This is a genomic window from Dysosmobacter acutus, from assembly GCF_018919205.1.
Classification (GTDB): Bacteria; Bacillota; Clostridia; order Oscillospirales; family Oscillospiraceae; genus Oscillibacter; species Oscillibacter acutus.
This window is the reverse complement of the sequence record NZ_JAHLQN010000001.1, coordinates 2,252,347-2,268,692: the sequence shown is the minus strand read 5'-3', so window position 1 is coordinate 2,268,692 and position 16,346 is coordinate 2,252,347. Positions and strand designations below refer to the sequence as shown.

General features: G+C 55.8%; 4 protein-coding genes. All 4 read left to right on the top strand.

Annotation, left to right across the window (positions count from 1 at the left end):
* Nucleotides 1–73: 73 nt before the first annotated feature.
* Nucleotides 74–280 (top strand): response regulator transcription factor, encoded by a 207-nt coding sequence (locus tag KQI82_RS10855; RefSeq protein ID WP_216632774.1) that lies wholly within the window; start codon nt 74–76, stop codon nt 278–280.
* Between the two features lie 482 nt (nt 281–762).
* A complete protein-coding gene (locus KQI82_RS10850; RefSeq protein WP_216632773.1) occupies nt 763–3,234 on the top strand; it encodes a winged helix-turn-helix domain-containing protein in 2,472 nt (823 codons plus the stop codon).
* Between the two features lie 90 nt (nt 3,235–3,324).
* Nucleotides 3,325–3,585, top strand: coding sequence for a DUF2442 domain-containing protein (locus KQI82_RS10845; protein WP_216632772.1), 261 nt, complete (start codon nt 3,325–3,327; stop codon nt 3,583–3,585).
* Between the two features lie 69 nt (nt 3,586–3,654).
* Nucleotides 3,655–16,299 carry an S-layer homology domain-containing protein gene (locus KQI82_RS10840; RefSeq protein ID WP_216632771.1) on the top strand — a complete coding sequence of 4,215 codons (12,645 nt, stop codon included), beginning with the start codon at nt 3,655–3,657 and terminating at the stop codon, nt 16,297–16,299.
* Nucleotides 16,300–16,346 lie beyond the last annotated feature (47 nt).

The following is a 16,346-nucleotide window of genomic DNA, read 5'->3' as shown; positions in this document are numbered from 1 at the left end:
CCATGAGCATCTGCATACCCTCGCTGCCAGGTTCCGCGCCGGACGGGAGGCCATCCGGCGGGAAGGGGGCCTTTTGGCGCAGTACGGTCTGACGGAGCGGGAGCTGGAGATTGCCGGTCTGGCGGCTCAGCGCAAGAGCAGCCGGGAGATCGCCGAAATTCTGAGTATTTCCGTGAAGTCTGTCAACAACCGCCTGAACGCCGTCTACGAGAAGCTGGGCCTGGGCGGCGAAGGGAGAAACAAGCGTCAGGCGCTGGCCAAGCTCTTAAAAAACTCATAATGGAATCCGGCAAATTGGGGTAATCATAGGTTAAACGCCTGTTTCATATCTCAATATACCTTTATAAAGCTCAATAAAACCCATATTTGTGTACTTTTCTGTTACATAAATCCATGTATCTACATATATTTTCATGGCAAATTGGTGCGGAATTGGTGCGGCGTATGGGAATCGACATTCGGGAAACGGGGTTCATCACGACAGATTAAGGCAACACCGCACAATTGCGTCTGCGGTCTTCGGCGGATCTTTTGAGCCGGAAATGCGGTACTTTTTCTTGCAATACACCAAGTATTCCCGCGAAAAGTACCTTTTTCCGAACTCAAAATCTCTCACCGAATACTCTTGCCGAACTATGCGGTGTTGCCCTAAAAATTGCAGTCAGAGTTTCCGGAGGACCCTATGCGCGCATCGCGCAGAGAATACATATGCTCGTATGTTCCGGAGAGAGGGGAGCCTTTATGTCACGATACAGAGAGAATTTGAACACGATATATATATCTGAACGCATGCAGGAGTGTCTGCGGCAGATCGAAGAGAGTGCGTTTACAACGATCATCGCGCCAATGGGCTACGGCAAGACCACGGCTGTGTCATGGTATCTGGAAAAACGCAGACAGATGGGAGATCAGGTATTTCGTGTCAATATCTACTCCAACAACATCAACCTGTTCTGGAAGAGCTTCTGTGGAGCGTTTCACAATACGGAGCTTGGAAAGCAAATCAGTCAGTTTGACTTCCCGATGGGCGAAACCGCTGTCGGCCTGCTTGCGGAGACCGTCCTGGATTACCTCTGTCATCGGGAGGATCAGTTTTTTCTGTTTATCGACGACTACCACCTGATGAATGACGGGCGTGTGCTGTCCATGCTGATCAAACTGACCGACATCCCTGTCAGCAACCTGCATATTATCGTTGCCTCCCGCAATGCCATTTTGTCACAGAGCGAGGATATGCATCTTGGACAACGGCGGCACGCCATCGCGACAGGTGACCTGCGGCTGAATCCCACAGAGCTTTCCATCTACTGCCGCCGCTGCGGTGTGTCCATGAGCAAAAAGCAACTTGCGGAACTCAGCGAACAGAGCGAGGGCTGGTTCTCGGCCGTCTATTTGAATCTGAAATCCATCTCCATGGGGAAAGGTCTTCTGGATGGAAGAGACGATGTTCTCGGTATGATGGATCACACGCTGGTGGAAGGACTGAACGCCGGTTATGTGGAGCTGTTGCAAAAGATGTGCCTCGCCGACGAATTTTCCCTCCAGCAGGCGGAATATATTACGGAACAGACGGACGTGGCGGATCGTGTCCGAAACCTCAGTGCCAGCAACGCCTTCGTGCGGTATCTTCCCGATACCCAGACCTATCGGTTCCACCATATGCTGCAGGAGTGCATGCAGAAGCAGTTTTCCCGGCTTCCTTCCGAAGAGCAGGCGGCCTGCCGCACACGCTATGGTAAGTGGCATGAATCCCAAAGGCAGTATACCCAGGCAATCAATTTTTACGATCAGGCAGGCGACAGACGCTCCGCGCTGCGCGTCATCGGTCTGGACGGTGGAACGCAGCTTGCGGCTATCGCGCCGGAACGGATTCTCTCCTTGCTGGACAACTGTACGGAGGAGGAACTGATGGCGGAGCTCCAGGGACTTCTGGTTTTGATGCGCCGCCTGTTCTCCTGGCAGCAGATCCCCAGAATGCTGAAGATCAAGGATGTTCTGCTGAAAGCGGTGAGCCAGTCTGAGCTGGCAGAGGATGAGCGAAACAACCTGCTGGGCAATTGCGACCTCATCATGAGTTTCCTGTATTACAACGATATCACTGCTATGAGCCAACTGCACCAAAGCGCGTGCCGTCTGATGTCCCGGCCATCCATCAGCATCCCCAAAAATGGTTCTTTCACGTTCGGATCCCCCTCTGTCCTGATGATGTTCCACCGGGAAGCCGGGAAGCTGGACAGTGAGATCAACGAGATGAATCACTCCATGCCGTACTATTATCAAGTGACGGACGGTCAGGGCATGGGCGCGGAACAGATCATGGAGGCGGAGGCGTTTTTCAACCGGGGGCAGTTTGTCGATGCGCATATCATGCTGGAAAAAGCACGGGCGTCGGCTGCCGGAGAGCAGCAGAATTACATCCTGCTGTGCTGCGATTTCCTGTCTCCGCGGCTGGCGCTCTGCGGCCAGCTGCCGTATCAGGAGGAGTGGTACGAAAGGAAGCTGGAACAGTTTAAGGCATCCCGTGACCCGATGCTCTTCACGGTGCTGGACGGTTGCCTTGCCTATGTCCACGCGCTGCTGGGCCGGGTAGATCGTCTCCCCATCTGGCTCCGTGATGGAAAGCTGGCGGAGGCCAATCTGCTGAATCCTGCCCGCCCCATGTTTGAGATTATCTACAATCAGGTGCTTTTGGCCCAAAAACAATATGCGGTGGTGATCGGCCGCAGCGAGGGGCTGCTGAAGTCCTGTCAGGCGATCCCGTATTTGCTGTGCGAACTGCATATCCATATCCAGCTCGCGGCGGCCTACTATGCCCTGAACAGGCAAAAGGACGCTGAGGAGGAACTTCGCACCGCCTTGGAGATCGCTGTGCCGGACGGCATCCTCCTGCCCTTCGTGGAAAACGGTGTATACCTGCGGGAACTGCTGACGGCCACGCAGAGAAAATACCCGCAGCAGATCAGCGCCATCCTTGCCTGCGCGGATGAGATGGAGAACGTAAAGCGGGGCCTTTCCGGAAACAATTCCGCCGATCTGGGCCTGACGGAGAGCGAGCTGGCAATTGCCCGGCTGATCGTCCAGAGAAAGACGCGGAAAGAGATTGCGGATACACTGTATCTCGCGGAACACACCGTAAAAAATAAACTGACGCATATTTATGATAAGCTTCATATCTCCGGAAAGCCGACGGAGAAGCGGGAGCAGCTTACAAAAATGCTCTCAAACGAAAAATAGGGACATTTCGTCTCATTACAAAAGATTTTATCCCCAGTACAATTATTTTTGTACTGGGGATTTCTTTATGCACCAGAGGGAGGCTGTACGATGAGCAGAACAATGCCAATCAAAAGCGTAATGACGTTGGACGGGCATTTGCTGCAGGTGACGTTTCATACGGGAAACTGCGCCGTGGTGGATCTGAAACCGCATCTGCAGAGCGTACGTTTTCGTGCCTTATCTAATCAAGAAATCTGGGAAACTGCCGACACCAACGGCGGATTCATTCACTGGTATCAAAGCGGCTTTATGGTTGTTGAGTTGGCGTGGAACGAGGTCGTGGAGATGCTGTTGGGAGAATGGGCCTGATAGAGATGGTATCGTTTTCGGAGAGCTAAGAATCTTATAATAAATAATCCAGGAGTAGGAGGAAAAAACATGAAATCGCGTGTGTTCAAAAGATTTGTGTCATTGCTTTTGGTTCTGGTGTTCAGCACGCAGCTGGTGACACCGGCACTGGCTGCTGTCATCCAGAATGATGACGGCTCGTTGATATTGACAGATGAAAACGGGAACGTCATCGAGGAGGATTGGGAGGCTGAATTCCCTTACGGAACCTTCGTCTTCGAAAACAGCCAGCTGGCCACCGCTGAGGACGCCGGCGAGAAAAGCATCAAAATCTATCGTCTTGGAGGCACGGTCGGCAAGGCAGACATTACCGTGACAGTGGCTCCCGTTCTCTCCCAGATGGATGACGGGAGCTACTCCGCTTCTACGGCGGCCTGCTGCTATGACTATGTGATGATGGTGGAGGACACGCTGCCCATCGCGGCATATCAGGCCTACGGCCAGGATGTCCAGCCTCTGGCCGCGAAGGATCCGGCAACGATCTCCGCCGAGGTAGTGGAGCCTGACACCGTGGACGAGGAGGGCAATCCGGTCTACGGTCACACGGTCCTGTCCCTGAGCGTCACGGCGAGCAAGTACCTCTGGCAGGCCAAGAATGCCGACGGTATGTGGAGCGACGTGGGCACTGAAAAGACGCTGGATGTGGACAACGATGTTCTGGAACTCGGCGACATCCGCTGCATCTACACCGTGGGCGGCCAGCGCTATTGCTCTACCTCTTACAAAGGCGAGGTGTATGTGCCTGACGATGACGACCTGCCCGCCATTCCGGAGGATCTGGAGCGCAACCCGGAGAAGAGCTTCAGCGTTCTGGATCCCGAGAAGTACGAAATCGCCCCCTACGGCACCTATGAATTCACCATGACCTTCGCCGAGGGCGAGTCGGTCAAGGAAATCAGGATTTTGCCCGTGGATGACGACGAGGCGGAAAACGTGGAGCTGCTGGCTCTGCGTATCAGTGCCTGCAAGGGCGGCGAACTGTATGATACCGCCAACACTCTGGCAATTTCCATCGAGGACAACGAGGAGCAGGAGCCCAGCTTCTTCGCCTTTGAGACCACCGATATCACCGTGGACAAGGCCGCGGGGACGGCAAAACTGACCGTGTGCCGCACCGGCGCGCTGCAATATGTGACTTCGGTGGACTACCACACCGAAGACGGCACCGCCGTCGCCGGCGAGGACTATTCCTACACCGAGGGGCAGCTCTACTTCTCCACGGATATGGATGAGATGACCATCGAGATCCCTCTGATCAACAACGGCGAGGTCATCGCTGAGGAGGACAGCGACCTCAGCTTTACCGTGGTGTTGGACAACCCCATCGGCGGCGGCAACAGCGCTGTGGTCGAGGGCAAGGGTACAGCCCGGGTGAAGCTTTACAACAGCGGCGAGAGCGAAACGCCGAATCTGGCCACCATGCTCTATACCCCTGAGGCGGACGACGTGTCCGGCAATACCCAGACCACAGGGGCCATTGCGCCCTCCGGCAGCGATACGGTGATTGCCCAGCCTGTGACGCAGGAAAGCGCGGATGTGGGTTTCTCCTTTGGGAGAAGCGGCGACGTCAGCGCGCTGACCTATGATCTCAGCGCGACCCTGAACTTCAACCGTACCACCATGCCTATCAGCACCCATTGGACCGACCGTGCGGCGCTGGATGGTTCTTTCAGCTCCAGTGCCATCGTCAACGATACCCAGGGCCTGTCCTACAACGGCTGGGATGATTATGGTCAGGTATCGAAACAGTCTGACGGCTATATGGGCCGGTATTCCGGCGCGGTTGGCAAATCGAACAATCGATACCTCAAGTGGAACAAGCAGACCGTTGAAAACTTCGACCAGCTGTTTACCAATGTGTATGCCATATTCCGCGGCAAAACGGAGAACAATTGGGCAAATCAGTATCACACGACCAGTTCGGTGGGCCTGACCAATAGCGCATCGGGAAACTCTCTGAACCAGATAGACAGCACCGTTGACTTTGTCAAAAGAGGATCGGCCGGAAACTACTCGAATGTGAGCAAAACAATTCCGGTCGTCAAGGGGTCTGCGGGCCTGTTCATTGCCCTGGGTTCCGAGGATGTTGGCTGGGCTGACACCAGAGACGCCGGCGGCTCCGTCTATTTGAAGGCCGAGGCAGCGCGCCGGGTGTTGACGGGAGATATCAAATACCTGGTCCACACGGCGGATGACGATACCATCACCGCGGCGGAGCGCACGAGTCTGTACAAGGCGATTGCGCCCTCAATCTCCGTGGCGTCCGGCGCTGGCGGCGTGGATCAATCTGGAAATGTGTACGTCGGCACCACGTTGACGCTGTCGGGTCCCATTTATTCCAGCTATCAGTACATCCCCACCGAGAGCGGCAAAACTCCCCTATACCTCACCAACAGCGCGGGCGACATAGTCAACACCGGTACGGTGGGGGATGACAAGAGCGCCACTCTGAAGCTTGTGGGTTCCAATGGACTGACTTTTGCCAGTGGCGGTGATTTGAGTACCAGTGACGACTACACGGTCAACGTGGTCCTCAACCGCGTGCAGAAGATCAATGTGAATGTGGCCCCTTCCGTTCCCCGGACCGAGGACGGCAATCTGGACACTGAGCAGATCCAGAACACCGTGGACAAATTCTTTCAAAACGCGAGCATTGAACTTTCCTATAAGGTGAGCCAGACCCCCAAAATGGAGGGCGGAAATTACACGGTTCCTTTCAAGACCGAAACGAAGTACCTGACGGCGGACCAGTTTAGTAATACGTCTACCATGGTGACCTCCAACGGGACTGTCGAGAACCTCCAATACATCAATTTCCACCTGCCTCACACGGATCAGATCCTCTTTAACGGTGAAGCGTACGCAGGCGATGCCCTTATCCCCATCAGCATGGGCATGTTCGGCATGAATGAGCTTACCTTTACCTATTACGCCTCCGACTATGTCTCCGTGGAGAGCGACATGACCCTGTCCATCGGCCGTATTGAGCACTACATCGACTACAACGGCAACGGCCAGATCGATGGCGAGTTGACGGATGCAAACCAGTTCATTCTTACGCCTGTGGTCAAGGACGGAGTCGAAGTCTATGACGTGCTGGTGGAGGTCCTGGACGAGGATCAGTACAACATTACTGAGTTCCTCCCCGTCTTTGGTGCTGACGGACAGCCTGTGCAGCACTTCCTGAAATTCTACTACAATATGACCCCGCGATGCCTCTCTGTCCCGGCAGGGTATAAATCTGATGATCCTGCGCAGATCCTGCCCTCTTTTGTCACCTCTATCACGGATTCGGCGGCGTTTTCTGCCCTCAGCAAGGAGATGCAGGGCTTCCGCTTCATTGACAGCGGCAAGTACACTTCCGAGACCGTTGTCTATAACAACAGCAAGAAGCCGGTCATCACCCATGCGGCGGGGTCCTATTCCGGCGACGGCAAGCTCATGTTCGGCGCGGTCGCCAACTCCCTGGAGACCGTGGACGTTCCTCTGGGCGGCGACTGCGGAACACCCACCCCCACTTATATCTATATGGATGGAGATGGGGAGGAACACGAAACTAAGGATAAGCCCTCCGTAGTAGCAAAGGACCCCAATAGATCCGACTGGTACCTGGCCGACGCCAAGTTCCTGCGGGAGGACTGGTCCACCGCTTACCGCGGCAATCTGCTCTATGAGTTCCATGATCCCGCGGCGGTCTTTATCAGCGACCCCCTCTACGGCGACATGCTGCCTGTGGCCGCTGAGGATAAAAGTGGGAACTACTCAAGCGGCTATGACGCAGCGCAGACCAACCTCTATCTGGGCAGCTTCAATCCCAACGACACGGTGGCACTGTGTATCCGTCCTCAGTCTGAGACAACGGATGAGATCCACGCCAGCCACGACCTGTATTCGGGCTCTGCGGATGTCTCCGCCCTTGACGAGACCATTGAATCCGGAGAATACAGAATCAGCGTGGACTCCGTTAACCCCGCCGGATTCAAGACCGTCCCGGACGGAAGCAACCTGCGCGTCATGACCAGCCCGGACGCGGGCAGCAATCAGAGCTTCGACTCCAGTGCAAGCAGCAGCGCCTTCTCGGAGTTCAACATGGACATGGGTATTGAGCTGCCTTCCATGAGTTTCGCGGTTACGGATTATGTTACTCTCATCATAGACGGCGATGAGATAGGCTTCTCCATCGGTGTGCCTCTGGCTTCCTGCAAAAAGGAGCAAGACTACTACACGAAAAGCCAGACGAACGAAAAATTAAGTACGCACTCCTTTATCCAGAACACCAAGGCCGAATGGGAGACGGGTAATCCTGTCAGTGAGAACATTGATCAGGCCCAGGGTATCCTGGATAATCTGAACCCCAAGGGCGAACAGTGGCAGTCTATCAAGTCGGCACAGTCCCATCGGATGATGAAGAAGGACAGCAATGGCCATATCGTGAAAGACCCGAAGACTGGCAAGCCCCAGTACAACGACAAGCTGCTCCACAGCTCCAGCAAGGAGTTCAGCCTGGCCTTCAACGTCACTGTCATGTTCAAATACAGTCCCGTTGACAATACCTATCACTTTACCAGCGCGATGATCTTCCTCCAGTTCGGGTTCGAGTACCGCAAAGAGGTCCGCCTGGGCGTCTGCCCCATTATCTATGCTTATGTCGTGGTGGGCGTCAGCCTGGAGGCTGCCGGCGGCGTCATCAATGAGCGCGAGGTGGTGGAAGTCGGCCAAGGTACCTCCGGGTATATCGATATCAACAGCGGCACGAGTTCGCAATATACGCTATCATCGATAAATGAGCTGGACGAATGGCGGATTGATGACCAGGACGGCGCGTCCGGCAAGAAGGTGGCCAATGGCGCTCCGGGCTGCAGCATCGAGTTTATCTGTAACAGCGACGCCTTCAACGCGTATTTTAGCGGCACGCTGAAAATCGAGAAGCAGACCGGCTCCAGCGATGACGATTGGGAGTGTCTCGGTTACATCCGGTCTGACGGCAGCGAGCCTGTGCTGGTCATGCTGGATGAAAAGGTGAACGGAACCGAAAGCTCTGATATCCCTGTTCGGCTCACGGTTCTCGACGCCCGCGCGGAAGTGGACACGATCGTGGCCATTGAGAAAATCCGCAACGATACCTACTTCTCCGGCTTGTCCCTGACCCCCTGCGCTTACATGGAAGTGGGCGCCGGTATCGGCGTGGAGTGTTTGAAGGCTGAGATCTATTTTAAGGCCAGTATCTCCATCACCATGTCCTTCTTCACCCGGCAGAATAACGCCGCCACGAAGGGCTCCAATCTGCGTGACCCCTCCTCTTCTTCCGTCTCTGTGATGGGCGCTGCGGCCAGCCTGGTCAGCAGTGATGATATGGTGTCCGCCTTTGGTGGCGAAGTTGAGAAATTCAGTTTTGACAACTTCAAATTCCGGGCCGGATTCGGCGTGCGCGTGGTACTCCTGTTCTTCAATTTTGAAATGGACATGATCCAGTTCGGCATCGACTATTCTAAGGAATATGATATGAACCGTGGCGGCGATGATGGCTCAGAAGATGGCTTCAAGTCAAGCGGCTGGAAATTTGCGTGGTATGCCTTCAACGAGACTACGGACGTAGCTACTTACGGACTGGACGATGAGGATGAAGGTTTCCCCGGCATCAAGATCACCATTCCTGCCAACACCTTCACCGCACAGCAGATTTTCGGGCCTGAGTACGCGGACCAGGTCATGGATGAGATCGAGGCTCTGGCCTTCGATCCCGAAAATCTCGCGGACAATGCCTTCCAGATCTCCGGCTATTCCTCGTCCGGCGACGCCTTCCGTCTGGCTGAGGGCCTCGGCTCCGGCGCGGACTATCAGCTGCTGACCGTGGGCAATACAAACTACCTGCTCTATACCATCAGCCGGGATCCCAGTAGTATCAGAAATGCCGTGGACTCCAACATGCTGGTGCTGTCTAAGATTCAGAATACCGGTGCGGAGGAGAATATCGGTCTGGTGAACCCCGTGGATGGGGGGACCGAGCCCGCCTATATTGTCGTGGACAACGATAACACCGGCGATCTGGACTTCTCCGGTCAGGTGAACGGCAATACGATCTATGTCTCCTGGGTGAGCTATGCCTCGCAAACTGCCGCGGACGGCAGCACCAAGCCCACGATGCCGGACGCAGATGTATATCGCCCCAGCTACACCGACAGCAATGACGCGACGGTGTATATGAACAACGTCAATTATGAAGAGGCGGCGTTCAAACCGGTGGAGCCGACGCTGGGTGTTACAGAACCCACTGCGCCCAAGCAAACGGATTACTATCTGACCGCTGATGAATTCGATGCACTGGGCGAAGAGCAGCAGTCGGCTTATACGCAGGATGCAGATAGCGGCAATTATTACAATACAAGTACCTACGAAACGTACACGGCTGCCGAAGGCGCGTATAATGCGGCGCTTGCGCAGTACGCAACGGACAAGGCTGCCTATGATGCAGCGGAGGAAGAATACAAGGCAGCATACCAGACATATTCGAGTCTGAAGGCTGCCTACGATGCCTGGTATGGTTACTATGCCGGCAACGCCACGGCCTCCGCAAGCACCCAGGAGCTGTTGGCGAATTCCGCCCGTAACACGGTGATCAAGACGGCAAGCTTCACCGTTGGCGGCACAGACAACGGCTTTACAGAGCCGGAGGTGGTAGCGGAGGCGAACGACGGGGCCTATAAGTTCCTGCCCTCTGTCAGTCCCGACGGCAAGCTGACCTTCTTCGCCCGAAGCAACAATTATACTTCCGACGAGAAGACAGCTGCCACCGACAAGGCGAAAGACTACTACGAGGCCAGCAAGGGTGATGTGAGCACCGACGCAAACGGCCTTTCCACCGGTTCGGGCGATCCCAGCGCGGCGTTCCGCTACGCCTATACCACCTCGACGGATGACGTCTATGGCAAGAACACGCAGTTCTTCTTCAGCTATCAGACCGACGATGGTAAGGTCGTTACCACCGGCTGGACGCCGAAGGGCTGGGAGCAGGCTGGCATGCGCCTGTCCAGCGTGGACATAGTGATGCTGGATGACACGACTTTCTATTTGGCCTATACCGCCACCCAGACCGTGACCAGCGTGAGCGGTGACAGTTACAGCGACGCCAACGTGCATAAGCTGTATCTGCAGAAGGGAAGCGTGGACACAGCTACCGGCGCGGTCACACTGGAGACGGCCAAAATGCTGCGCACGCTGGTGGATCTGAACGAATCCGGCGGTGGAGATGCGATGATCAACAGCCTGACCGGTACGACCGGCGTTTCCAAGGACGGCGTTTACCGCAATACTGACGGCAACGGTCTCCAACTGGTGGAGGAACACAATGATCCCTACTTCGGCACCGTGAAGTTCCTGCAGGGCAAACTGGGCAATCTGACCGGGGAGGAGGAGAACTTCGGCGAGAGTCTGAGCTTTACGGCTCTGGATACCGAGGAAAGCCTGTTCCTGATGTTCGAGATGAACGGCATGGCCTATGTGGTCCCCGAAACGAGTCTGGCATCCATCACGGATCCCGATCAGGGGAGCGGCTGTATCATTCCCTTCTTTGCCCCCACAGAGGAGAACAGCGGACGGGGCAGCATGGATATTGGCGTGGACGGCGACGGTAATATCTCTGCCGTGTACACCAGCACCGTTCCCTATACCACCAACAACGCCATCTATGTATCCAAGTATGACGCAAACACCCAGAAATTTGGCGAGGGCCGCATGCTGGCCATGAACCAGATGCAGGTCTATGAGGACTCCATCGCCAACTGCTGGAACGCCGAGGAGACCGAGCAGGCCTACTACGGCAAGCTGGAGGGCTATGAGACGGACGAACGGGGCCTGATGACCTCCTTCACCTTCAGTGATCTGGCAGTGGCGCTGGGCCTGACGAAGACGCCCGAAACTTCGGAAGACTCGGAGAGCGCAGCCGGCACAGTGGATCAGTCCACGCTGGTTATTCTGGCCCGGGGCACCAAGACCGAGCTGGAGGAAACTGAGTTCTACGGCGAAAAGGGCACAAAGATCGTCACCAGCAAGTACAAGGATGACGGTACTATGGACACCACCACCGGCATCTACGTCCTGTCCTTCGGCGTAGGTGAAAAGAGTGTGGGCGAGGCCAGCATTACCTTCGAGTCTCCCAACTTTGTGACCGGCGCGCGGCTGCGTCCCGTGGTGTCCTTCAAAAACACCGGCGACGTCTCGCTGCTTGGTTCCGAGGCAAATCCCATCACTGTGAAGCTGTGCATCTCTGATCAAAGCGGCAAAGGTTTTGGCGAAGAGCTCTTTACGTGGGAGATCACCGAAAACATCGCGGTGGGTCAGACGGTAACCACCCAGTTGAGCACCGGCGATTATACCAAAGCGCTGCCGGAAAATCTCGTGGGACGCGAGATCTACTTCACCGTGAGCGAAGACACTGAATATGTCGATTCTCCCCTCGAATACAGCTCTCTGGACGGCGGTGTTACCCGGAAAATCGAGAACAAGCCTGAGCTGGCTGTGGAAGACCTGAAGTTCAGCACCCTGGGTGTCGAGACCGTCGGCAGTGAGCAGATGGTCAAGATCGGGGTGGATATGAAGGTCACCAACCGCGGTGCGGCAAACGCCGTGGCTCCGTACATCCAGTTCGCCTATCAGAGCGGACGGACCATGGAGGAGGTCAAGGAAGGCGACACCGACTATCAGAAGGCGGTCTACTCGCCTCTGGACATCACCAACAGCAGCTTTGAGATCAGCAATCAAACTCCTATCGAAGCCGCATCCGCTGACGATGACAAGCAAAACGGCATCCTCCGTCTGGTCGGTAAAGATGGCGAAGATTTGAAGGCAGGCTACGAACGTACTGTCTCCGGTACCATTCTGGTACCCAAGGACGCCTATTGCCTGGCAACTGCCACTGGCAGCCTGAATCTGGTGGTATCCGTGTTCGACGACAATACCTCCATCAGCTCCCTGTCTGCCGACGGCCTGCTTGTCTCCGCTTTCGACAATGAGTATGTGCCGGACAACAATGCCGTCTACGATTCTCTGGAGCCCACCAGCTTCTTCTCCGCTCCTCAGAAGCTGACCATCCCGCTGGGCACCACCATGCGTCTGGCGCTGCCCGTCACTACCACGGAGCAGACCGTGCCCGTGATCGAGGTCAACGAGCTTAACTGTCAGGCACAGGCGACCAATGAGAGCCACATGGGCATTCTGTATTACAACATGGGCTCCAGCGGCACCGGCGCGGACGGCTACCTGGTTCTCAGCCCCTCCGACGAGGGCAGCGGTATCATCCGCGTAGCGGACAAGAACACCAATGCCTGGGTGGACATCTCCTACACGGTCACTGAGGCCGGCAGCGGCGTCAATATTTTCAAGGACAACGGCCGCTTCACCTGGTATAACGCCAGGGGTCAGCAGATCGATCCCGAGACGGACGAATCCGGAGCCTGGGTATTCCCGAGCGCTGTGGCCCAGTGGGGCAGCGGCGAAGAAACCACCGTCCCCTACCTGGGTGATACATCCAATGCAAAAATGCGCAACACGTCCTTCACCTTCGACACCCTGGCTGAGACCATCGACCTCTATTTCGACGGAAGCATCCAGGTGAGCTGCAATGACGAAGACGTGGAGACGCAGAACCTCACCGCCACAGGCGGCAAGGGCGAGGGCAGCTATGCCACCATCAACCTGGGCAGCAACCCCGCCAACAAGACCCGCAGGGTCACGGTCAGGGTGAACAGCGACAGCGCCGTCTTTGACTACATGGTGGAGCATTTTGCCGGCAATCTGCCGATTATGCCTGACGTCGGCGGCGAAGCTCCGCAGATCTATTTCAGCCGTATCATGCCTGAGACGGCGAGCCTGGATCCTGCGAAATATCCCGATGGCTTCTCCGTCACCGTTTATATCGTGGACGAGAACGGCCTGGCCCAGGCCACGCTCGACCCCGGCAGCAGCAATGCGGCTACGGCCAATTACAGCGCGCCAAACGACAATTTCCGTCAGTTTGACGTGGTGGTGAAGAGAAACGGTACCTTCGCAGTCAGTGCCACGGACACTACGGGCAATACCTCCAGCCGCACGATCATGGTAGACTGGTTCAACAGCACTGTGTCGGCTACGGATGAGCCTCTGGTCATGGAAAGGAACTGGGTCTATCTGAACAGTGGCAATGAATCCATTGCGGTTGCGGATGACGCCATGCTCAAAAAGGACCAGTTCGCCTATCTGGATGTCTTGACGAAGATTGGCAACGTGCCTGAGAATGCGGATACCACACTCGAGTACTATCAGATCACGGTAACCACGGTCACTACCAGCTATGAACTGGTGGAGAAGGAGATCACGGGTGAAACCGGGGAAGACACTGAGGAAGCCCCTGTGCCGACCACCTGGGTCCTGCGAAAGACGGTCACCACCGTTGATGGAAAGGGTAATCTCGTCGGTGACCCGGAGATTACGGACACTCCGGCGGACGCGACCACGGTCGTTCCGGCGAGCAGCGTTTCCGTTGAGACCCGCGGCGTGTGGGAGAAGGTCGAGCCTGTGCAAATCGGGGATGCGGAACCCAAGACGACGCTGTATCCCGTTGTACAGAATGGCGTCTATAAGCTGACTGCGGAATTGGATGGAAAGTACGCCAATGAGATCTTCCTGATGAACCGGCTCAACAGTGACCTGCCCAGCATCAGACTGGGTTATGTGGAGGCGGAGAGCGTCCTTTCGGCGCCCAGCATTACCTATTCCGCCACCAAGGGCGAGAGCAGCAGCGCCGGACTGGCCCAAATTAAGTTGGACGACTATGTGATCGCTACAGCCGACAACGCTGACGTCATGAAGGGCTCCATCCAGGTGCTGTACAACGGCTCCTACAAGCTGACCGCTGTGGATGGCGCGGGGAACGAGCAGGATGCCACAAAGGAGATCGAAGACATTTCCCTGATGGCGCAGAATGATGCCATCACTGTCAACGCAGCCACAAACAATGCCAAGGACAACGGCAGCATTTCCATTGATGCCTCCAAGCTGATGGGTGGAAGCTATGACAGCATTGACGCCGACGGCGTCCACAATGTCTATCAGATTGCACTGATCCCGTCTGCAGAGAACTATAATGGAACGGTCGACGGATTCGGAGCCTTTGCCGATGGACTGAACTGGAAGAGCACGGAATTGGGCGGCGTCAGCTTTGAGGATCTCACCCCCGGCGTTTACGTCCTCTATGTCAGAGACGCGGAGGATACTCCCGATCCGGCCGTAAGCACAGAGGAGGATTATCTGATCCGCAAGCTGACCGTCAATGACCACAGCGTGAACTTCACCACGACCACGACCTCCAGCAGCATTACGGTGAAGGCTACCGGCGCGGAGCGGTATGAGTACATTGTATTCCCCGTGGACAGCACTGAGATGACGGCCTACAGTGAGATCGATGAACTCATCGAACAGTCCAGGACCGCAGCAGAGGCCAACGCCCAGGCGGCGAAGGAAGCGGCGGTCGCACAGGCCGAAAAGGACCTTGCTTCCATCGCCGATACCACATCCGAGGAATACAAGGCGGCGGAGAAGCAGCTTGCGGCGATCGAGAACTCCGACATCAGCAGCTTCATTGACCAGAACGAACTGATCAACTGGAAGAGCACAAACTACTTCTCAGGACTTACCAACGGGCAGCAGTACCAAGTGGTCGTCCGTGACGCGGCCGATCCTACCCGTTATAAAGCCGCGCTGGTCACAGCGGTTTCGTCCTCCGGAGGAGGCGGCGGCAGCAGCCTCGGAAGCATCATCAGCGGTGAAACCTTCACCGAGAAGGAAGAGGCCGAGATCATCAAAAAGAACCAGGCGGATGACGTGGTGATCGAAAACGAGAAGTACATCGTCATCATCCCCCAGAGAACGCTGGAGAGCGGTGATTCGGTCAATAGCCTGCTTCTGAGCGTGCCGAGCGATTTGAGCATTGCAGACGATGGTATCGTGGTCAGCTGCACCACAGCAGACGGCAGCACCTATATTGTCCCCTGGTGTATGGTAGAGAATGAAAAAGTCCTCTATCTGGCTCTGGAACCCGGCGACTATGCTCTGGTCAACAACGCCAAGCACTTCAGCGACATTGACAGCCACTGGGCAAAGACGTATATCGACTTTGTCACCGCCCGCGAACTGTTCAAAGGAACTGGCGAAAATGTGTTCTCTCCCAATCTGACGATGACGAGAGCCATGTTTGTAACGGTCCTGGGACGGATGGCAAATGTGGATACGGCGAATTATGACGGCTCCAGATTCCGCGATGTGCAGAAAAATTCCTGGTGCAGCGCCTATGTGGAGTGGGCGGCGGATAACGGCATTGTCTCCGGTTACGGCGACGGCAGCTTCAGACCCAACAACCCGGTCACGCGGGAACAAATGGCGAAGATCCTCTATCATTTCGCCCGACTCATGGGTGAGGAAACGACAAGCAGCGGCAATCTCTCCCGTTACACCGACCAAACGCAAATCTCCGAATGGGCGATTGATCCCTGCTCTTGGGCGACCGACTGCGGCCTGCTCCAGGGCAGAGAGGACGGGTCTTTCGATCCTTCCGGTTTGGCCACAAGAGGCGAAGTTTCCGCTTTGCTGAAGCGCTTTGTCGAACACATCATCCAGCGCATTTACAAGGCCGGAAGCAACAACTGATTCCTGTGCCGCAGAGGAAACGCGTGCAATCACAGGTGGGATTTTAT